Raw genomic sequence first — 20710 nt, 5'->3', positions numbered from 1 at the left:
CCGGCACAGTCCGGCCCCCGGCAGCGGACGCCGGGGGCTCTAAGATGGTCCGGCACCCTGCAAGGAGTTCCGCATGTCCCATCGCGTCACCCGTCCCCTGCTGCTCGCCCTGGCGCTGACCGCCAGCCTGCCCGCGCTGGCCCTGGAATCCGCGCCGGCCGCACCGCCGCCGCAGGTTCCGGAACAGGTATCGAACGTGGCCTGGGGCGGCGACATGGCCGCCTTCGCCAAGGCGGACGCGGCCAATCCGCCGCCGCGCGGCGGCATCGAATTCATCGGCAGCTCCTCCATCCGCATGTGGGACACCCTGGCCACCGACTTCCCCGGGCAGAAGGTGTTCAACCGCGGCTTTGGCGGCTCCGAAGTCCGCGACAGCACCTGGTACGCGGACCAGATCGTGATTCCGTATGCGCCGTGCAAGGTGTTCTTCTACGCCGGCGACAACGACCTCAACAGCGGCCGCACGCCCACGCAGGTCCGCGACGACGTGGTCGCCTTCGTGCAGCGCGTGCACCGCGACCTGCCGAAGACATCCGTCGAGGTCATTTCGATCAAACCCAGCCCGTCGCGCGCGCAGCTGCTGCCGGCGGTGCGCGAAGCCAACGGGCTGATCCAGGCCGCGCTGGCGAAGCTGCCCAACACCGGGTTCACCGACGTCTACACGCCGATGCTGGGCAAGGATGGCCAGCCGCGCGCCGCCCTGTTCCGCGAGGACATGCTGCATATGAAGCCGGAGGGATATGCCATCTGGCGCAAGGCATTGGCACCGAAGGTGCAGTGTGATGCGGTGAAGCCGTCCGCGTTGCGCGTCAGCGGTAGATGATCGTGGCCTGGGTGCCGACGCCGGGGTCACTGGTCAGTGCGATCTTCCAGCCGAAGCGGTCGCACAGCCGGCGCACGATCGACAGGCCCAGGCCGGTGCCCTGCGGGCGGCTGGGCTCGGCGCGGTAGAACGGTTCGAACGCGCGCGACAGCGCTTCGGCCGACATGCCGATGCCGGTGTCGCGTACCACCACCCGGTCGTCCAGCACGTCCACGTCGATGCGGCCTTCGTCGGTGTAGCTGCAGGCATTGCGCAGCAGGTTGCTGACCACCACCTGCAGCACCCGTGGCGGCGCATGCAGCTGTACCGGCGCCTCGCTGTGCACGTGGATCTCGACCGGGCGACCGGCCAGCAGCTCGCGTGCGTTTTCCACTTCATAGCGGACGATGTCGTTGACGTCGAACAGCTCGATCTGCGGTTCCACGTCGGCTTCGCGCGCCAGGATCAGGAACGCGTCGATCACCGCTTCCATGTCGCGCCCGGCGCGCTGGATGCGATTCAGGCCCCGGCGCAGGCGCGGGGTCATGTCCTGGTCGCCCAGCGCCATGTCGCTGGCCACCCGGATCACGGTAAGCGGCGTACGCAGTTCATGGCTGGCATCGCGGGTGAAGTTGCGCTCGCGCGCCACGTGCGCGGTCACCCGCGTGGCCAGCTGGTGCAGCGCGGCCGCCAGCTGCCGGGTTTCGCCCTGCATGTCGGCCGGCAGTTTGTCCGGTGCCAGGTCGGCCGCTTCCGGGTGGCCCGGGTTCCAGCGCGACACGCGGCGTGCCAGCCAGTTCACCGGCGAGACCAGCCGCTTGGACGCGCGATAGGTGACCCACGAGGCGCCGTACACCGCCAGCAGGGTCAGCAGCACCGGCACGATGCCGAACCAGAACGCCAGCATCTCCGCGCGCGAGCGCAGGAACACCAGGTACAGGCGACCTTCCGGACGCGCGTCGACCAGCACCAGCTGGTCATCGGCCTTCAGTTCGTGGAAACCCGGCTCCAGGGCGCGCAGGTTGGCCGGCAGGCTCAGCGGCGACTGCCCCGCTTCCAGCAGGTAGCCGCGGATGTTGCGCGTGTTCGGCGGCGGTTGCACCGGCGATGCCGCGTGCAGGTCCCAGAAATACGTCGCCTCTTCCTGCAGCGCGCTGCTGACCAGGCTGTGCTTGATCACCAGCGACACCAGCCACGCGCCCAGCAGGATGCCCAGGCTGGCAAGTACGGCCTGCAGGATGAAAACGATGCGGATCTTGCGCGGCAGACCGTGCGGCATTACGACGTCCAGGGCGGTTCGGATGCCCCGGCGTGCGCCGGGGCATCGTGTCGCATCAGCTCATGGGCTGGGCGATATCGGCAATACGGTAGCCGGCGCTCTGCACGGTGTGCAGCAGCGGACGGTCGAACGGCTTGTCGATGATCTTGCGCAGGTTGTACAGGTGGCTGCGCAGCGTGTCCGAGTCCGGCAGGCCATTGCCCCAGATTTCGCGTTCGATTTCCTGGCGGGTCACCACGCGCGGCGATTCGCGCATCAGGATGGTGAGCAGGCGCAGGCCGATCGGCGACAGCTGCAGTTCCGTGCCGGCACGCGTGGCGCGCATGCTGACCGGATCCAGCACCAGGTCGGCGACCTTCAGCACTTCCGACCCCACCTGGCGACGTTCGCGGCGGATCAGCGCGCGCAGGCGGGCTTCCAGTTCCTGGATCGCAAACGGCTTGGTCAGGTAATCGTCGGCGCCGAAGCCAAGCCCGGTGAGCTTGTCATCCAGCGTGTCGCGCGCGGTCAGCATCAGCACCGGCGTGGACTTGCGGGCGTCATTGCGCAGCCGGCGACAGACTTCGATGCCGTCCAGGCGCGGCAGCATCAGGTCCAGCACCACCACGTCGTAACTGTTTTCGGCGGCAAGCCGGTAGCCGTCCAGCCCATCTTGGGCATAGTCGACCTCGAACCCGCGGCCTTCCAGGTATTCACCGATCATCTCGGAGATATTGCGGTTGTCTTCGACCACCAGCACCAGGCCGGAGGTTTCCTTTGTCTGACGCATGGGAGTCCCTCTTTCTTCAGCTTTGTGAAACATGCCGGATCGTCGGTAGACGCGATGTGAAGCCGCTCACACCCCGCTGAAATATTCATCACAGCAGCGGTTTCAGCAATGGCCAGACGTTCTCCAGCACCCGCGGCTGCGCGGCTGCGGTGGGATGCAGCCCGTCCGACTGCATCAGACCGGGCTTCAGCGCCACCCCGTCCAGCAGGAACGGGAGCAGCGGCACCTTGTACTGGGCGGCCAGCCCCGCATAGGTCTGGCGCAGCCGGTCGCGGTAGGCCGGGCCGTAATTGGGCGGCACGTCGATGCCCAGCAGCAGCACGTTGGCGCCGGCCTTCTGGCTGGCCACGATCATCTTTTCCAGGTTGCCGCGCAGCTGTGCCGGGGTGAGCCCACGCAGCGCGTCATTGCCGCCCAGTTCGATCACCACCACCGACGGGCGGTGTTTCTGCAGCAGCGCCGGCAGCCGGGTCAGCGCCCCGGCGGTGGTCTCGCCGCTGATGCTGGCATTGATGACCGCCGGGGCCGGCGTGATCTGCTGGTTAACCCGTTGCTGAAGCAGGTTCACCCAGCCCGATGTGGCCGGGATATTGTGGGCGGCACTGAGGCTGTCGCCGACCACCAGCACCGCATGCCGGGTGTCGGCACCCCCTTTGGCACTCGCCAGCGCAGGCAACAGCAGCAACCCTGCCAGCAGCCAGAACGTCTGGGCCACGCGGCCCGCCCATTTTGCTCGGTACATTGGAGACTCCTCATCGACAGCCTGTCCCCCCGCAGCGCGCCCGTCGCCATCGCCGCCCACCAGGTGGGCAAATCCGCGCGTGGCCCGGAGGGTGAAGTCCACATACTGGACAACATCGACATGACCGTCCATGAAGGCGAGAGCGTGGCCATCGTCGGCGCCTCCGGTTCGGGCAAGACCACCCTGCTCGGGCTGCTGGCCGGACTCGACCTGCCCAGCCGGGGCGACATCGTCCTGGCCGGGGCCACGCTGGGTGCGCTGGACGAGGAAGCCCGCGCCCAGCTGCGCGCACGCGAGGTCGGCTTCGTGTTCCAGAGCTTCCACCTGCTGCCCGCGCTGACCGCTGAAGAAAACATCGCACTGCCGCTGGAACTGGCCGGGCGTGAAGACCCCGCGCGGGTCCGCGAGGTGCTCGCACAGGTCGGTCTGGCCCACCGTGCGCGGCATTACCCGCGCCAGCTGTCCGGTGGCGAGCAGCAGCGCGTGGCGCTGGCGCGTGCCTTCGTGGCACGGCCGCGCATCCTGTTCGCCGACGAACCCACCGGCAGCCTGGACCAGGCCACCGGGCAGCAGATCAGCGACCTGCTGTTCGCGCTCAACGCCACCAGCGATACCACGCTGGTACTGGTGACCCATGACCTGCGCCTGGCCCAGCGCTGCGAGCGTATCTACCGGCTCGACGGCGGCCGCCTGGTCGATGCCGCCGGAATCACCGCATGAACGTGCTGCGCCATGCCGGGCGTGCGCTGCGCCGGGAATTTCTCGCCGGCGACCTGCTCACCGTATTCGCCGCGCTGGTGCTGGGCGTGGCGGTGATGACGGCGGTGGGCACGCTGGTCAACCGGGTCACGTTGGCGCTGACCAGCAGCGCGGCGGAAATGCTCGGGGGCGACCTTGGCCTGGGCGGCCGCGAGGACGTGCCACAGGCCTTCGCCGACGAGGCGCGCGCGCGTGGGCTGGCCAGCACCCGCATGGTCAGCTTCCCCAGCGTGCTGTTCCATGGCGATGAAAGCCAGATGGCCAACATCAAGGCGGTCAGCGACGGTTATCCGCTGCGCGGCGAACTGCGGGTCAGCCGCGCCCCGGGCGGCGCCGGCGAAGTGGCCGGCACCCCGGCGGCAGGCGAGGCCTATGCCGACCCGCGCCTGATGCAGGCGCTGGGGCTGAAGGTGGGCGACGCCCTCGAATTCGGCGCCGGCACGCTCACCGTGACCCGCGTGCTGCAGGCCGAACCGGATACCTCCGGCGAGCTGATGCAGCTGTCGCCGCCGCTGCTGGTGAACCGCGTGGACGTGGACCGCGCCGGCCTGCTCGGCCCGGGCAGCCGCGCCTCGTACCGGATGATGTTTGCCGGCAGTGCCGGGGCCATTGCCGATTTCCGCGGCTGGCTGCAGCCGCGCGCCAAGGGCCTGCGCATCGTCGGCATTGCCGATGCCCAGCGTGGCGTACGCGGCGCGTTCGACCTGGCCGGCCGCTTCCTGTCGCTGGCCGCGCTGCTGGCGGTACTGCTGGCCGGCGTGGCCACCGCGCTGGCCGCCAACCGCTTCGCGCTGCGCCGGATCGACCAGGTGGCGGTGCTGCGCTGCCTGGGCGCGCGCAATCGCGACATCCTCACCGCCATGGCGCTGCAGCTGGTGCTGCTGGCCATCCCGGCCTGCCTGGTCGGGATCGGGCTGGGCATGGCCGCACAGGCCGGGTTGGTGCAGGCGCTGGGCGGATTGATTCCGGGCCGGCTGCCGTTGCCGCAGGCGACGCCGGCGCTGAGCGGTGCCGGCATCGGCCTGGTGCTGCTGCTGGGGTTCGGGCTGCCGCCGCTGCTGCGGCTGCGCAAAGTGCCGCCGATGCGCGTGCTCAACCGCAGCTTCGCCACCCTGCCGCCGAGTTCGATGCTGGTCTATGCCGCTGCGCTGGTGGCCACCGTGGCCCTGACCGTACAGGCCACCGGCGATGTGCGGCTGGCAGCCTGGGTGCTGGGCGGGCTGGCGGCGCTGGCGCTGCTGGCCGGGGCCGCCGGTGCGGCGCTGCTGTGGCTGCTGCGCGGCGTGCAACCGCGCCTGCGCGGGCGCTGGAAACTGGGACTGGCCGCACTGACCCGCCGTCGTGGGCTGGCGGTGATGCAGCTGGTGGGGCTGTCGCTGTCGCTGTGCGCCCTGCTGCTGCTGTCGGTGATGGGTCCCGGGTTGCTGGCGCAGTGGCGCGACCGCCTGCCCAGCGACACCCCCAACTACTTCCTGATGAACATCCAGCCCGAACAACGCCAGGCCGTGCTGGACGCGCTGTCAGGGCTGGGCGTGCAAGCGCCGGGGATCGAGCCGTTCAGTACCGGGCGGCTGCTGGCGGTCAACGGCAAGCCACCGCAGCGGCAGGCGCGCGAGGACAACAGCAATGGCGATGACGACGGCAACCGCCCGGTCAACTTTTCCTGGCGGCACGATTTCCCACCCGCCAATACCCTGCTCAGCGGGCGTTACTGGGCACCGGGGAGCACGGGCGCGGAGGCATCGATCGAACAGGGATGGTCGGAGCGCTACGGCCTGCAGCTCGGCGACACGGTGACCCTGCAGATGGGCGAACAGGAGCGCACCTTCACCGTGACCAGCATCCGCAAGGCCGACTGGGACTCGTTCCGGGTCAACTTCTTCCTGTTGCTCAACGAGGGCGCGGTCGGCGATGCGCCGTACAACCTGATCACCGCCTTCCACCTGCCGCGCGCGCAGGCCCCGGCGCTGGCCAGCCTGACCCGCGACTACCCGAACATTTCCCTGCTGGATATCGACAGCATCCTGCAGCGGGTGCGCGAGGTGGTGGACCGGGTCACCCAGGCGGTGCAGCTGGTGATGGGCTTCAGCCTGCTGGCCGGGGTGCTGGTGCTGCTGGCCGCGCTGCAGGCCACCGCCGGCGAGCGCCGTTACGACAGCGCGGTGCTGCGCACCCTGGGCGCCACCCGCACCCAGCTGCGCGGCGCGGTGTTGGTGGAGTTCGGTGCACTGGGGCTGCTGTCCTCGCTGCTGGCGGTGGGTACGGCGGCACTGCTGGGCAGCGTGGTCGCCCGCCAGGTGTTCGACCTGCAGCTCACCCCGCCGTGGGCACCGCTGCTGGTCGGGGGCGCACTGGGCGTGGCCCTGAGCATGCTGGCCGGCTGGTGGGGCACGCGGCGGATCCTGCATACCCCGCCGGCGCTCGCCCTGAGGGAAGCCTGACGGCAGCGCCGGCCCTTGGCCGGCCCGCGGGGCGGCAGGCATCACGTGGACCGGCCAACGGCCGGGGCTACCATTGCGCTTCCCACGCCCTCGAGACCCCCTGATGCCCGGCACGTCGTTCACCGCCTACCTCTACCCCGTGTTGCTGCTGCTGGGCAGCAACATCTTCATGACCTTCGCCTGGTATGGCCACCTCAAGTACAAGAGCGCGCCGTTGATGATGGTGATCCTGGTCAGCTGGGGCATCGCCTTCTTCGAATACTGCCTGCAGGTGCCGGGCAACCGCCTGGGCAGCGCGGTGTACTCCGCGCCCCAGCTGAAGGGCATGCAGGAAGTGATCACCCTGGTGGTGTTCGCGGTGTTTTCCGCGTTCTACCTGGACCAGCCGTTGAAGTGGAACCACTACGCCGCGTTCGGCCTGATCGTGGTTGCCGCGTTCCTGATGTTCAAGGAGTGAGCGCGCAGCGCTCACCCGGGAGTGTCCGACCGGTGCACGGCTGACCCCTCGACCAGCGCCACCAGTGCATCTTCGTGCATGCGCTGCTTCATGGCGGTACGCCCAAACCGCATCTGCGCCAGGTCCGCACGCAGGGCGTCGGCCTGCGCGCGGCTGATCGATTCGGGATGGCCCACTTCGCGCATGGTCACCAGGGTGCTGCGTTCGGCGATTTCGGTACGCACCCAGACCGGCAGCTGCCGTTTCCACGCCTGGCGGCACGCCTTGGCCTGCGAGGCGTGGCGCGCGTCATCCAGCGAGCCGCGCTGGGCCGGCGGGATATGCGCGCGCAGCACCGCAACCTGGCGTTCGAGCTGGTCGGCGTAGCGGGTCGAGGCGCTGTGCCGGTAGTCCTGGAAGTTGATCCAGCGCAGGTCCTGCAGCGGGTGTTCCGCCGTTGCCGGCGCGGCCAGGGGATTGCGTGAGCGGCTGCCTGCAAGGCGGTGCAGGCCCTCCCGCAGCAGCGCAATTTCGCTGGGTCGTGCCTGCAGCGCACGCCCGAAACCGGCGTCGAGTCCGGCCTGGGCGACGCACAGGGATTGCGCGCCGGTGTCGCTCAAGGCACCGAACATGCGCGGATTGCCCTCGATGAGCTGCTGGCAGGCGGCGTAATTGCGCTGCAACGAGGTCGCCAGACCCGGCGGCAGTGCGGTGTTGCCGATCCCGCTCAACGGAAGGGGCGCCCCGCTGCGGGAGGTCTCGACCGGCGCGGCGCGCGTGCCATGGAATGCGGCGGCGCCGCCGACCAGGGCGGTGAGCAGGTTCGGAAAATGCATGGCAGGAAGGACCTCGGTCTGCAGGTCCTTCCAGTAGCTGCCTGGCGTGCGGAAAAAACCACCAGGAATCCATCACTCCTCCCGGCTACTTCACCGGGTGTCCGCCGGCGCGCGTTCCACCCATTGCTGGAACACCGCGTCGATCTGCGCGTCCGCGACCGTCTTTCCGTCCTGGATGTCCTGGGCCTGGGTGAACAGCGGGATGATCATCGCCATGCCGTCGAGCTTCGTCTTGAGGTGTACGCCCGGAGCCTGGCCGAGGAAGCCGTTCCAGCGCGCGCGGACCCTGGCCCAGTACTCGGTGGTGGCGGTCCAGTAGTCGTACGCCGAGGTGAAGTCGACGTCGGTGGTGCGGGTGTAGTCGTTGAAGCCAAACTCGCGCGCGATCTCCTGCTGGCGGCCGTCGGCCCCGCGCAGGACCTTGGTGTTGAACTGTTCGTGGGTCCAGCCGTTGGGCGTCAGCGTGTGCCGGTTCACCACCGCCAGCGCGTTGTAGTCGCTGCGGCGGGTGTACTCCCGGCGCGGCAGCGGCCGCCAGCTCACGTCGCTGGTCCAGGTGGCCACGCCGTTGCGGTACTCCCACCTGCCGGTACCGCAGTAGCGCGGTGCATCGCTGACTTCATACACGCACTGGGTCCAGGCGCCGGCATTCACCGCCGGGTCGATCGCGCGCACCTGCCAGGTCTGGTCGGCGCTGAACTCGAAGCGGCTCGGTGCCTGGTACACCCAGTCCTGCCGCCAGTGCTTGGTCACGTGGCCGCTTTTGCCGTCCACCAGCAGGTGCTGCAGCACGATGCGCTGCGGGCTGTCCTCGACCACGATCACCACTTCATTGCCACCGCTGCGCACCGCCGGCGCACGCTCATAGCCGGGCTTGAGCAGCACGGTTTCGTCGAAGGCGAAGTCGACGATGTGTTCGCCCTTCATGGCCAGGATGCTGGCGTGGTCGCGCTGCAGGTCGACGGGTTGGGCGTGGGCGATGCCGCTGCTGGCAAGCAGCAACGCTACCAGGCCCACCTGCGCTCGTAGCCACACGCCATGCGTGTCCTGCGGGGTGCCTGCGGATATCGCGGAACACGCGTGGCGTGTCGCTACGGAATTCACGTTCATCGATGGTGCTGCCTTCAGGAGGAAAGGTGGAGGAGCGGGGCCACGTTGGCGTCGTCGATCCACAGCTCGCCGTCGGCGCCCTCGACCCGCGCGATGCGGCGCGCGGCGGTGGCGCCCAGCGCCGACAGCGAGGCGACGCTGGCGGCCAGTCCCTGGCCGTCGCCGGCGTGCAGGCGCAACGCGCACATCCGCCAGGGTTCACCGCCCAGGCGCGTGGCCAGGCGTCGCCACAGGCGCTCGGCCACGCCACCGTCGTTGCTCGGCTCAGGACGCGCGGGGAAGGCCGACACCAGCCGGTCCCAGGCCAGGAAATCGCTGTCGGGCAGCAGGTACAGCCGCCAGCAGCAGCGGCCGCGCGCATCGACGAAGCACAGGCTTTCGCGGATGCCCTCACTGTCCATGCCCTGGCAGGCGTGCGCGGACACGGCATGCTTCCAGCCGCCCAGCTCGCTGCTCTCGGGACGGTACAGGCACAGCACCGTGCCCACGGCCGCCAGCTGTTCCGGGGAAGGCAGCTGGCCGGGGCGCAGGTACCGGTCGGTGGATCGCAATGCGGAAAGGGCTCGGCTCATGGTGGCTACCAGCTCACGGCAAGGCTGGCCGACAGGTTCCGGCCAGGGTTGGTGTAACGGTCGATCACGGTGCTGTTGCTGGCCAGCGCGGAGGTGATCGATGCGTAATCGATGTACGTGCGGTCGCCCAGGTTGAACACGCCGACGTTGAACTTCGCACCCGGCGCGAACTCCCAGTGCGCCACCAGGTCCAGCACGCCGTAGCCGGCCGGACGGAACGCAGTGGCGCTGGCCATGCGGTCCTTGCGCCTGGCGAAGGTGCCCAGCAGTTCCACGCCCCAGCCGTCGCGATCGAAGGCGATGCCCAGCGTGCCACGCAGCGGATCGATCGATTCCAGCGGCACGTCTTCGGTCTTGTCCTGGCCACGCGACCAGGCCACCGCGCCGTTCATCGACCAGCCGTCCAGGGTGCTGCTGAGCTGGCCGAAATCGACCCCGGCCTTGAGTTCGGCGCCGTAGATCTCGGCATCGGCGATGTTCTGCGACTGGAACACGATCAGACCCTGCGGGTTGATCCCGACCTGGCGCTGCGATTCGATGAAGTCCTTGTAGTCGTTGTAGTAGCCGCTCAGGCTCACGTACGCCGCCGGCGCGATGAAGCGCACGCCCAGTTCCAGGCCATCGCTGGTTTCCGGCTTGAGGTCCGGGTTGGGAATGGCGGTGTAGCCGAACATCACGTTGGTGAAGCCGAGGTTGACGTCGTTGTACGGCGGCGAGCGGAAGCCGTGCGCGTAGCCGGCAAACAGCGACCAGTCGTCGGCAAAGCGCCAGACCATGCCCAGCTTCGGCGACACGCTGGTTTTGGTCAGGTCGGACACCGGCATGCCCGGGTTGTCGGCCGCGAAGATCGCGTCGACATCCGGGCGCAGTTCGTAGTGGTCCACGCGCACGCCCGGCACCAGCGAGAAGCGGCCGTCGGCGAACTGCATCTCGTCCTGCGCGTACAGGCCAAGCTCGGTGGTCCTGCTGATCGGGAAATCGCGTACCGGGAAGGCATCGGGCAGGATCGTGGTGCTGGTCTGGCCATTGGCGAGGACCTGGTAGCCGTCGCGCTTCTGCCGTGTTTCGGTCCAGGTGCCATCGACACCATAGGTCAGCGCGTGGTCGACCGCACCGGTCTGCAGCGCCTTGTGGAATGCCGCCTGCAGGCCGTACACACGCTGGTCGAAGTTGAATTCGCGGTGGCGGGTGCTGCGGTTGGCGCGCTGTTCGTCGGTGCGCTGGGTGGTTTCGCTGTCCTGCCGGTACAGCTGCCAGGACAGGCTGTCGGCGAAGCCGGCCGCGAGAGTGTCCATTTCGTGGGCGAACGACACCCGCGCCCGGGTCTGGTGGTCGCGCGCCTGCATGCCGGTGGTGGTGGTGTGGTCGATGGCCGACAGCACGTCGGTGTCCACGCGGTCTTCGTTGCCTTCCACGGTGAGGCGGAAACGCTGGTCGTCGCTGGGCGCGTACACCAGCTTGCCCAGCACGCTGCGACCGTCACGCTCCTGCGGGTTGGCGGCGGTGCGGGTGCGGTCGCTGCTGCGCACCTCGCCCATGCTTTCGGTTTCCTGGCCCTGGCGATGGTTGACGTTCACCATGCCGCTCCAGCGATCGCCACCGAAGGCCGTGGTGGCGCTGCCGAGCAGTCCGTTCCAGTCGCCGTCGTAGCCGAACTTCAGGCCGACGTAGGCGTCCTTGCCGTGTTCGAGGTAGTCCGCCGGATCCTTGGTGACGAACGCGACCACCCCGCCGAGGGCGTCCGAGCCATACAGCGCACTGGCCGGGCCGCGCACGATCTCGACCCGCTTCAGCGTTTCCAGGTCGGTGAAGTTGCGGTTGGCGTCGGAGAAGCTGCCGATGCTGAACGCCTTCGGCATGGCGATGCCGTCGGTCTGGACCAGGACGCGGTTGCCGTCCAGGCCGCGGATGCGGAATCCCCCCAGGCCGAAGCGCGCCGGGCTGCGGGTCACCGAGATACCCGGTTCGTAGCGGACGAGGTCCTTGATGTCGCGGACCAGGTGGTCATCCAGCTGCTCGCGGTCGATCACATCGACCGTGGCGGCCACGTCGCTGAGCGCGCGTTCGGTGCGGGTGGCAGTGACCTGCACGCGGTCGAAGTCGCGCGCATCGGCGGCGTCGGGGCTGGCGGGGGCGGCGTGGGCGGCAAGCGGCAGCGCCAGCCACACGGCAAGGCTCAGAACGGTCGGACGGGTCATGGGGTGGACAGAGTTCGCTGGACGCGGAAGGAGACCCCCGACAGACGCCGGGACCGTGAGGTCGCAGGCGACGTGCCGAGGGGGAGAGAGCGGTCAGGCGGCGGCCGGCGGTGCACCCGTACGGCCGCGCGGGTGCATCCCGTGGGGGAGGCGGGCCGTTACTTGGTGAGGATCAGCTTGTCGTTGCTGGTATGGCGCAGGCGATAGAAGCGGTCGCCGTGCTGGATCAGGATCTCGCGGCGCCCCTTCAGCAGGGCCTCGCTGTCGATCACTTCTTCGGCCGGGACGGCACGGACCGGGCGGTCGCGCAGGGTCAGCGTTTCGGGGCGCAGCAGTACAGCAGCTTGAGTGTTCATTGTCTGGACTCGTGCGAGGGACGAGTCAAATGATAATGATTCTCAATTTACAATCAACAACCATTCTCATATTCATTGATGGAATTGATGATCGATTTCCAATATTCGATTGACGCAGCCTATGGATAGAGCCACGCCCTGCGTGGCGGTCCGGGGCGATCGGGCACCGGGAAGCCACGCAGGGCGTGGGGCTACGGGACGTCTGTCAGGGGGCGAAGACGGCTTCGATGCGGGTCCAGTCGGCGTCCGCGACCTGCTCGAGCACCTGCAGCGCGCCCAGGTTCTGCTCCAGCTGGCCGACCCGGCTGGCGCCGAGGATCACGCTGGAGACGTTGGGGTTGCGCAGGCACCAGGCGATGGCCAGCGGTGCCGGCGCATGGCCGAGTTCGGCGGCCAGCGCGGTGAAGGTACGCACCTTGTGCAGCCGCTGCTCGGCCGGATCGCCCAGCACCATGTCCTTGAGCCAGCCCATCTGGCCCTGGCCCAGCCGCGACGCCGGGTCGAAGCCGCCGTTGTACTTGCCACTGAGCAGGCCCGATGCCAACGGCGAGAAGATCGTGGTACCCAGGCCGGGGTCGGCATACAGCGGCGCGTATTCCCGCTCGACCCGCCCGCGGTGCAGCAGGTTGTACTGCGGCTGTTCCATCGTCGGCAGGTGCAGGTTGTGCGCGCGGGCGAAGTCGACCGCTTCCTGGATCTGCGCCGCCGACCATTCCGAGGTGCCCCAGTACAGCACCTTGCCCTGCCGGATCAGGGTGTCCATCGCCCGTACCGTCTCACCGATCGGCGTGTCCTGGTCCGGGCGGTGGCAGTAATACAGGTCCAGATAGTCCACCCGCAGGCGCTTGAGCGCCGCGTGGCAGGCGTCGGTCACATGCTTGCGCGACAACCCGTGCTGGGTGGGCCGCGGGTCCTCGACCGAACCGAAGAACACCTTGCTGGATACGCAAACCCCGTCGCGCGGCAGGCGCAGGTCGGCGATGACATCGCCCATCACCTGCTCGGCGCGGCCGCGCGCGTAGCCTTCGGCGTTGTCGAAGAAGGTGATGCCATGGTCCCAGGCGCAGGCGACCAGGTTGCGGGCCTCGTCACGCCCGATCTGGTCGCCGAAGGTGACCCAGGCGCCGAACGACAGGGCCGACAGCTTCAGGCCGGACGAGCCAAGGCGACGGTAGTGCATGTGATTCTCCTGCGGAAAAGGGGAAAGCTGAACGCGTTGCGGTGCGCCGGAGCGTGGCCCGGACGCGGCCCACCAGTGTAGCCGCGGCCAGCGCGCCCCTTGTCGTTGCTTGCCCGATCGCGGCCAATCGCCCCCTGCACGCTGCTTTTCCTTGCTCCGCCCCTGCCGCTGCTCTAGGCTTCCCGTTTTTCGCGGCGCCCCAGGGGAGTCTCATGGTCGAAGGTTTGGGCAGGATTGGCTTCGGCCTCTTTGGGTTGGCAGTGCTGATCGGCATCGCCTGGCTGTTCTCCAACAACAAGCGCGCCGTCGACTGGCGCCTGGTGGTCACCGGTATCGCCCTGCAGATCGCGTTCGCCGCGCTGGTCCTGCTGGTCCCCGGCGGCCGCGACGTGTTCGATGCGCTCGGCAAGGGCTTCGTCAAGATCCTGAGCTTCGTCAACGAAGGCTCCGGCTTCATCTTCGGCAGCCTGATGGATACCAGCCGGTTCGGCTTCATCTTCGCCTTCCAGGTGCTGCCCACCATCATCTTCTTCTCCGCGCTGATGGGGGTCATGTACCACCTCAACGTGATGCAGATGATCGTGCGCGGCATGGCCTGGGCGATCACCAAGGTGATGCGCGTGTCCGGCGCGGAAACCACCAGCGTCTGCGCCAGCGTGTTCATCGGCCAGACCGAAGCACCGCTGACCGTGCGCCCGTACATCGCCCGGATGACCCAGTCCGAGCTGATCACCATGATGATCGGCGGCATGGCGCACATCGCCGGCGGCGTGCTGGCCGCCTACGTGGGCATGCTGGGCGGCAGCGACCCGGTGCAGCAGGCCTTCTACGCCAAGCACCTGCTGGCCGCCAGCATCATGGCCGCCCCGGCCACCCTGGTGGTGGCCAAGCTGCTGGTGCCCGAAACCGGCACCCCGCTGACCCGTGGCACCGTCAAGATGGAAGTGGAGAAGACCTCCAGCAACATCATCGACGCGGCCGCCGCCGGCGCCGGCGACGGCCTCAAGCTGGCGCTGAACATCGGCGCCATGCTGCTGGCCTTCATCGCCCTGATCGCCCTGCTCAATGCCCCGCTGACCTGGCTGGGCGAAGTGACCGGCCTGCAGGCTGCCCTGGGCCGCCCGACCGACCTGTCGACCATCTTCGGCTACCTGCTGGCCCCGATCGCCTGGGTGATCGGTACCCCGTGGGCCGATGCCACCACGGTGGGTTCGCTGATCGGCCAGAAGGTGGTCATCAACGAGTTCGTGGCGTATTCCAAGCTGTCGGAAATCGTCAACGGCCAGGTGCCCGGCGTGTCGCTGTCGGCCGAAGGCCGCCTGATCGCCACCTACGCCCTGTGCGGTTTCGCCAACTTCAGCTCGATCGCCATCCAGATCGGTGGTATTGGTGGATTGGCCCCGGAACGTCGCCACGACCTGGCCAGGTTCGGCCTGCGCGCCGTGCTCGGCGGTACCATCGCCACCTTCATGACGGCGACCATCGCCGGCGTGCTGACGCATTTCAGCTGATATCCGTTTTAGAGAAACAAACTTTATGAGTAGCAGTGTCGTCGTTGTCGGTTCCTTCAACGTGGATCATGTCTGGCGTTGTGAGTCGCTCCCGGCCCCGGGTGCGACCATCGCCGGCCGCTACAGCACCGGCCCGGGTGGCAAGGGCTTCAACCAGGCCGTGGCCGCCCGCCGCGCCGGCGCCCCGACCACCTTCCTGTGCGCCCTCGGCGATGACGCCGGTGGCGCCATGGCGCGTGGCCTGGCCGAACAGGACGGCTTCGCCCTCACCGCCGAAGCCAGCAGCGAACCAACCGGCACCGGTGGCATCTATGTCGACAGCCGTGGCCGCAACACCATCGTGATCGGCCCCGGCGCCAACGCCGCGCTCAGCACCGGCTACGTCGACCAGCAGCGCGCGCTGCTGACCGGCGCCAAGGTCGTCCTGGCGCAGCTTGAATCGCCGGTGGAAACCATCGAAGCGGCCCTGGCCATCGCCCGCGAGGCCGGCGTCACCACCGTGCTCAATGCCGCCCCGGCCGACGCCCCGTCCAGCATCGGCCTGCTCAAGCTGGCCGACATCCTCACCCCCAACGAAACCGAGTTCGCCGCCCTGCTTGGCCGCCACGTCGGCGAGCGCGTGGACGCCGACGACGTCGCCGCCCTCGACGGTGCCAGCCTGCACGCCCTGTGCCGCAAGCTGGTCGGCAACGGTACCGTGGTGGTCACCCTCGGCGCGGTGGGTGTGTTCGTCTCGCACGCCGAGGAAACCCTGCGTGGCGACACCCAGCCGTATTACCGCGTGGGCGCCGAACAGGTCCAGGTGATGGACACCACCGGCGCCGGCGATGCCTTCAATGGCGCCCTGGTTGCCTCGCTGGCCCAGGACCCCGACGCCGCCTTCTCGCGCCACGTCCGCTTCGCCAACCAGTTCGCCGGCCGCTCCACCGAAAAGGAAGGTGCCGCCGTGGCGATGCCGCATTTCACGCCGGCGGACGTGTAAATCCGCGGGGCCGGTTCTGGTTTGAACCGCCTACCATCGCGTAGCCGCGGGGGCGCTGGAAGCAACCGTCAAGCATCTGCTCATGCCGGTACGGCATCAGGGCCTTCCGGATCGGCCTGAACATGGGGCGGGATCACCGCGGATTGCGTGGTTGCCGGCCCTGGGCCGGCACTACAATGGCCGCATGCAGATTGGTCCCTACACCATCCAGCCCAACGTGGTGCTGGCCCCCATGGCCGGCGTCACCGACAAGCCGTTCCGGCTGCTGTGCAAATGGCTGGGCGCGGGACTGGCCGCCTCGGAGATGACCATCTCCGATCCGCGCTTCTGGACCACCCGCAAGTCCATCCACCGCATGGACCACGCCGGCGAACCCGACCCCATCAGCGTGCAGATCGCCGGCACCGAACCCCGGCAGCTCGCCGATGCCGCCCGCTACAACGTCGACCATGGCGCCCAGATCATCGACATCAACATGGGCTGCCCGGCCAAGAAGGTCTGCAACGCGTGGGCCGGCTCGGCGCTGATGCGTGACGAGGACCTGGTGGCGCGCATCCTCGGCGCCGTCGTTGGCGCCGTCGATGTGCCCGTTACCCTCAAGATCCGCACCGGCTGGGACTGCGACCACCGCAACGGCCCCCGCATCGCCCACATCGCCGAAGACAGCGGCATCGCCGCCCTCGCCGTTCACGGCCGTACCCGCGACCAGCATTACACCGGCAGCGCCGAGTACGAGACCATCGCCGCGATCAAGGCCGCCCTGCGCATTCCCGTGATCGCCAACGGCGACATCGATTCGCCGCAGAAGGCCGCGCACGTACTGGCACACACCGGCGTGGACGCGGTGATGATCGGTCGCGCCGCACAGGGCCGCCCGTGGATCTTCCGCGAAGTGGCCCACTACCTGGCCACCGGCAGCCTGCTGCCGCCGCCGTCGCTGGACGAAGTGCGCGACCTCCTGCTTGGCCACCTGCATGCCCTGCACGCCTTCTACGGCGAACCGCAGGGCGTGCGCATCGCCCGCAAGCACCTGGGCTGGTACGCCAAGGACCGGCCGGAGAATGCCGCCTTCCGTGCCGTGGTCAACCGCGCCGACGATGCTGCCGCCCAGATCGCGCTGACCACCGACTATTTCACCGCACTGGCCGCCGGCGAACCGCTGTCCTCCGCTGCCTGATCCTCCCTGGCCGGGCCCCGCCCGGCGCCACGCGACCGCCGCCATGACCCCGATTGCCGCCCCCACTTACCTGCACGGCTTCTCCGACACCGAACAGCACCGCCTGGTCACCCAGGCCCGGTTGCTGGAGCCGACCATCTTCAACGCCATCGACTACAGCGGCGCCAGGCGCCTGCTCGAAGTCGGCAGCGGCGTCGGCGCGCAGACCGAGATCCTGCTGCGCCGCTTCCCCGACCTGCATGTCACCGGAGTCGACCTCAGCGACGCCCAGCTGGCCACCGCCCGCCGCAACCTGGAGAAGACCCCCTGGTGCAGCGAGCGATACACCCTGCTGCAGGCCGACGCCGGCAACCTGCCCTTCGGCGCCCGCGACTTCGATTCCGCCTTCCTGTGCTGGGTGCTTGAACACGTGCCCTCCCCGGCCCGCGTGCTCAGCGAAGTGCGCCGCGTGCTGGTGCCGGGTTCGCCGGTGTACGTCACCGAAGTGATGAACGCCTCGTTCCTGCTCGATCCGTATTCGCCGCATATCTGGCGCTACTGGATGGCCTTCAACGACTTCCAGTACGACCACGGCGGCGACCCCTTCGTCGGCGCCAAGCTGGGCAACCTGCTGCTGGCCGGGGGCTTCCGCGACGTGCAGACCGAGATCAAGACCATCCACCTGGACAACCGCGACCCGGCCCGGCGCAAGACCATGATCGCGTTCTGGGAGCAGGTGCTGCTGTCGGCCGCCGACCCGCTGCTGGAGGCGGGCCTGGTCGACCAGGAAACGGTGGACGGCATGCGCCGCGAGTTCAGCCTGGTGCAGAACGACCCGAACGCCGTGTTCTTCTTCTCGTTCGTGCAGGCACGCGCCACGGTGTACTGAAAAAATGGCGGGTACTGCTGACGGCGGTAGAGCCGACTGTCAGTCGGCTGGTCGCCGGCAGCCGACTGACAGTCGGCTCTACTTACCGGTCCGGCGTCTGCGGGGCGTGCCAGATGCGTTGCCACAGCGCCCCGAGGCGGCGCTTGGCGCGGGCCCGGCCCTGCTCGCCGTCGTATGCCGGGCGCAGCTGCTCGGGGGGGATCGCCACCCAGCGCCCGCCGTCGGCGCGCGCCACCGCGAAGGTGAAGGTGTAGTCCGGTTCCAGCCCCATGCGCAGGTCGCTCAGCTGCAGCCGGCCATCGACCACCTGCGCACGCATGAAGCCACGGTTGAACCAGTTCAATCGGGCAACGGCCGGAACGTGCGCGGCCTGGCGCAACGCCTGCACGTTGGATGGGTAGCCGCGGAAGGTCATCGGGCCGTGGTCGGCGACCACCGAGCGTTCGCCGATCACATACCCGCCCGGCGTCATCGCCACCACCTGCCACAGCAACGTGTTGAACGGGGTGGCCACCGAAAAGCGCGGCGCATCGCCCAGCCCCAACGCCGCCAGTGCGCGGTCCGCCTCGCGGTCGACCTGCTGCTTGGCCAGCAGTGACCAGCCCAGGTACCCGGTACTCAGCACCAGCCCCGCCAGCAGCGCCTTCTGCGCCAGCGGCCGGCTGCGCGCGAACCACGCCACGATGCAGCCGAGCAGCAGCCACACGGTGTACAGCGGGTCGATGATGAAGACGCTGGACCACATGGTCGGTGGGGGCGTGAACGGCCACCACAGCTGGGTGCCGTACACGGTAAACGCGTCCAGCAGGGGGTGGGTGATCAGCGCCAGCAGGATCGCCCAGAACCAGCGTGCGGGCGACTGGGCTACCCGGCCGTGGCCGAAGCGTTTGAAGACCCACCAGACCAGCAGCGCCACCCACGGCAGCACGAGAAGCGAGTGGCTGTAGCTGCGGTGCTCGGTCATCAATGCCACCGGGTCGGTGGCGGTGAAGGCCAGCAGCAGGGCATCCAGGTCCGGCAGGGTGCCCAGCGCGGCGCCGGCAAGCAGGGCGGCACGGCGGTGGCCGGCGGGGGCGATGGCGGCGGCTACGGCGCCGCCGAGGACGATCTGGCTTAGGGAATCCATGGGGCGATGGTACGGGACGCAAGCGGGTTTACGGGCGCAGGGGCATATCGCGCGGGTTGGGCGGCGTTGTCACGCTGGTGGAACGCTGGGCCGCGACGCTGGGGGGGAATCGCCGTGCGGCGGGCCTTGCCGGTGGGCACGCCGGCTTAACCACGGGCAACCCCCGCTGGGCCACAATGCAATGGCGCGACTTGCCGTGTATCATTCGCGCCCATCTTTCCATCCGAATCAAAGGATATTACGCCTGATGTCCAGCTACCTGTTCACCTCCGAATCGGTCTCCGAAGGCCATCCGGACAAGATTGCCGACCAGATCTCCGATGCGGTGCTGGACGCGATCCTTGCCCAGGACCAGCGTGCCCGCGTGGCCTGCGAAACCATGGTCAAGACCGGCGTGGCGATCGTGGCCGGTGAAATCACCACCTCCGCCTGGATCGACCTGGAAGCGCTGACCCGCAAGGTGATCCTGGACATCGGCTACGACAGCTCCGACGTCGGCTTCGACGGCGCCACCTGTGGCGTGCTGAACCTGATCGGCAAGCAGTCGCCGCACATCGCCCAGGGCGTGGACCGCAAGAAGCCCGAAGAAATGGGCGCTGGCGACCAGGGCCTGATGTTCGGCTATGCCACCAACGAAACCGACAGCTTCATGCCGGCCGCGATCCACCTGTCGCACCGCCTGGTCGAGCAGCAGGCCAAGATCCGCAAGAAGAAGAACTCGCCGCTGTCGTGGCTGCGCCCGGACGCCAAGAGCCAGGTCACCCTGCGCTATGAAAACGGCGAAGTGGCCGCCATCGATGCCGTGGTGCTGTCGACCCAGCATGCCCCGGGGATCAAGCAGAAGGACCTGATCGAGGCCGTCCGCGAAGAGATCATCAAGCCGGTGCTGCCGGCCAAGTGGCTGCACAAGGGCACCAAGTTCCACATCAACCCGACCGGCAAGTTCGAGATCGGCGGCCCGGTGGGCGACTGCGGCCTGACCGGCCGCAAGATCATCGTCGACACCTACGGCGGCTGGGCCCGTCACGGTGGCGGCGCGTTCTCGGGCAAGGATCCGTCCAAGGTCGATCGTTCGGCGGCCTATGCGGCCCGTTACGTGGCCAAGAACGTCGTGTCTGCCGGCCTGGCCGACCGTTGCGAAGTGCAGGTCTCCTACGCCATCGGCGTGGCCGAGCCGACCTCGATTTCGGTCACCACCTTCGGCACCGGCAAGATCAGCGATGACAAGATCGAAAAGCTGATCCGCAAGCATTTCGACCTGCGCCCGTACGGCATCATCAAGATGCTCGACCTGATCCACCCGATGTACCAGCAGACGGCGGCCTACGGTCACTTCGGCCGCAAGCCGAAGGACTTCAGCTACCTCAACGCTGCCGGTGACACGGTCAACGCCACGGCCTTCTCCTGGGAGAAGACCGACCGCGCTGCCGCCCTGCGCGCCGATGCGAAACTGAAATAAGACGAAACTGAAGCAAGAAGAAGGGCCGCGGAAGCGGCCCTTTTTTTTGCCCATTGCAAACCACCGCCTCCCCAAGCGAGCATGTCGCAATCGACCAAGGACGCTCG

General features: G+C 68.4%; 19 protein-coding genes. 9 read left to right on the top strand and 10 right to left on the bottom strand.

The features are described 5' to 3' along the window. Positions 1-73: 73 nt before the first annotated feature. On the top strand, positions 74-823 hold the full coding sequence (locus ACIGII_RS01675) for an SGNH/GDSL hydrolase family protein (protein WP_399635348.1): 750 nt from the start codon (positions 74-76) through the stop codon (positions 821-823). Here the strand turns inward: ACIGII_RS01675 and ACIGII_RS01670 are convergent. The 3 genes from ACIGII_RS01670 to ACIGII_RS01660 form a co-directional block, all read right to left on the bottom strand. Beyond that, positions 810-2081: a sensor histidine kinase gene (locus tag ACIGII_RS01670; RefSeq protein ID WP_399635350.1), complete on the bottom strand. Its 1272-nt coding sequence runs from the start codon at positions 2079-2081 to the stop codon at positions 810-812. The two genes, ACIGII_RS01675 and ACIGII_RS01670, sit on opposite strands and share 14 nt — an antisense overlap. A 55-nt stretch (positions 2082-2136) precedes the next feature. Next, positions 2137-2850, bottom strand: coding sequence for a response regulator transcription factor (locus ACIGII_RS01665; protein WP_019182442.1), 714 nt, complete (start codon positions 2848-2850; stop codon positions 2137-2139). Between the two features lie 88 nt (positions 2851-2938). After that, a complete protein-coding gene (locus ACIGII_RS01660; RefSeq protein ID WP_399635353.1) occupies positions 2939-3592 on the bottom strand; it encodes an arylesterase in 654 nt (217 codons plus the stop codon). A gap of 120 nt (positions 3593-3712) precedes the next feature. Here ACIGII_RS01660 and ACIGII_RS01655 point away from each other — a divergent pair, with 120 nt between their 5' ends. From ACIGII_RS01655 to ACIGII_RS01645, 3 genes are all read left to right on the top strand, one after another. After that, the gene (locus tag ACIGII_RS01655) at positions 3713-4312 is read left to right on the top strand and encodes an ABC transporter ATP-binding protein (protein WP_399635355.1); all 600 of its coding nucleotides are present in this window, start codon (positions 3713-3715) and stop codon (positions 4310-4312) included. Further along, entirely contained in the window at positions 4309-6792 is a 2484-nt protein-coding gene (locus ACIGII_RS01650; RefSeq protein ID WP_399635357.1) for an ABC transporter permease, read from the top strand. The genes ACIGII_RS01655 and ACIGII_RS01650 overlap by 4 nt, the downstream gene beginning before the upstream one ends. Before the next feature lie 103 nt (positions 6793-6895). Then, complete coding sequence (locus tag ACIGII_RS01645) at positions 6896-7249, top strand: DMT family protein (RefSeq protein WP_068849300.1); 354 nt, start codon at positions 6896-6898, stop codon at positions 7247-7249. An 11-nt stretch (positions 7250-7260) separates the two neighbouring features. Here the strand turns inward: ACIGII_RS01645 and ACIGII_RS01640 are convergent, their stop codons facing one another. The 6 genes from ACIGII_RS01640 to ACIGII_RS01615 all read right to left on the bottom strand — a co-directional run bounded on the left by ACIGII_RS01640 (position 7261) and on the right by ACIGII_RS01615 (position 13480). Then, the gene (locus tag ACIGII_RS01640) at positions 7261-8064 is read right to left on the bottom strand and encodes a hypothetical protein (RefSeq protein WP_399635360.1); all 804 of its coding nucleotides are present in this window, start codon (positions 8062-8064) and stop codon (positions 7261-7263) included. Between the two features lie 90 nt (positions 8065-8154). Next, positions 8155-9081 carry a DUF6607 family protein gene (locus ACIGII_RS01635; RefSeq protein WP_399635770.1) on the bottom strand — a complete coding sequence of 309 codons (927 nt, stop codon included), beginning with the start codon at positions 9079-9081 and terminating at the stop codon, positions 8155-8157. A 107-nt stretch (positions 9082-9188) separates the two neighbouring features. Continuing rightward, positions 9189-9746 (bottom strand): Hemin transport protein, encoded by a 558-nt coding sequence (locus tag ACIGII_RS01630; RefSeq protein WP_399635363.1) that lies wholly within the window; start codon positions 9744-9746, stop codon positions 9189-9191. 5 nt (positions 9747-9751) lie between these two features. Continuing rightward, positions 9752-11944, bottom strand: coding sequence for a TonB-dependent hemoglobin/transferrin/lactoferrin family receptor (locus ACIGII_RS01625; protein WP_399635365.1), 2193 nt, complete (start codon positions 11942-11944; stop codon positions 9752-9754). 158 nt (positions 11945-12102) lie between these two features. Continuing rightward, the gene (gene hemP, locus ACIGII_RS01620; protein WP_068849295.1) at positions 12103-12300 is read right to left on the bottom strand and encodes a hemin uptake protein HemP; all 198 of its coding nucleotides are present in this window, start codon (positions 12298-12300) and stop codon (positions 12103-12105) included. Positions 12301-12505: 205 nt separating this feature from the next. Beyond that, positions 12506-13480: an aldo/keto reductase gene (locus ACIGII_RS01615; protein WP_399635368.1), complete on the bottom strand. Its 975-nt coding sequence runs from the start codon at positions 13478-13480 to the stop codon at positions 12506-12508. A gap of 212 nt (positions 13481-13692) precedes the next feature. On the opposite strand from ACIGII_RS01615, the gene ACIGII_RS01610 reads away from it, so the two are divergent. From ACIGII_RS01610 to ACIGII_RS01595, 4 genes are all read left to right on the top strand, one after another. Continuing rightward, entirely contained in the window at positions 13693-14991 is a 1299-nt protein-coding gene (locus tag ACIGII_RS01610) for a NupC/NupG family nucleoside CNT transporter (RefSeq protein WP_399635370.1), read from the top strand. Positions 14992-15016: 25 nt separating this feature from the next. Further along, entirely contained in the window at positions 15017-15973 is a 957-nt protein-coding gene (locus ACIGII_RS01605; RefSeq protein ID WP_399635372.1) for a ribokinase, read from the top strand. A 184-nt stretch (positions 15974-16157) separates the two neighbouring features. Continuing rightward, the gene (gene dusB, locus ACIGII_RS01600; protein WP_399635374.1) at positions 16158-17150 is read left to right on the top strand and encodes a tRNA dihydrouridine synthase DusB; all 993 of its coding nucleotides are present in this window, start codon (positions 16158-16160) and stop codon (positions 17148-17150) included. A gap of 43 nt (positions 17151-17193) precedes the next feature. Then, a complete protein-coding gene (locus ACIGII_RS01595; protein WP_399635376.1) occupies positions 17194-18018 on the top strand; it encodes a methyltransferase domain-containing protein in 825 nt (274 codons plus the stop codon). An 82-nt stretch (positions 18019-18100) separates the two neighbouring features. Here ACIGII_RS01595 and ACIGII_RS01590 read toward each other — a convergent pair whose 3' ends face one another. Next, positions 18101-19144 carry a metal-dependent hydrolase gene (locus ACIGII_RS01590; RefSeq protein ID WP_399635378.1) on the bottom strand — a complete coding sequence of 348 codons (1044 nt, stop codon included), beginning with the start codon at positions 19142-19144 and terminating at the stop codon, positions 18101-18103. Between the two features lie 247 nt (positions 19145-19391). Between ACIGII_RS01590 and metK the strand changes: the two genes are divergently transcribed. Next, a complete protein-coding gene (metK, locus tag ACIGII_RS01585; RefSeq protein WP_399635381.1) occupies positions 19392-20603 on the top strand; it encodes a methionine adenosyltransferase in 1212 nt (403 codons plus the stop codon). Positions 20604-20710: the final 107 nt, after the last annotated feature.

Origin of the sequence: Stenotrophomonas sp. NPDC077420, assembly GCF_044543385.1 — a bacterium.
In the GTDB taxonomy this organism is placed as follows: Bacteria; Pseudomonadota; Gammaproteobacteria; order Xanthomonadales; family Xanthomonadaceae; genus Stenotrophomonas.
Note: the sequence above shows the minus strand (reverse complement) of the source record. Positions and strands in the feature narration are given on the sequence as shown.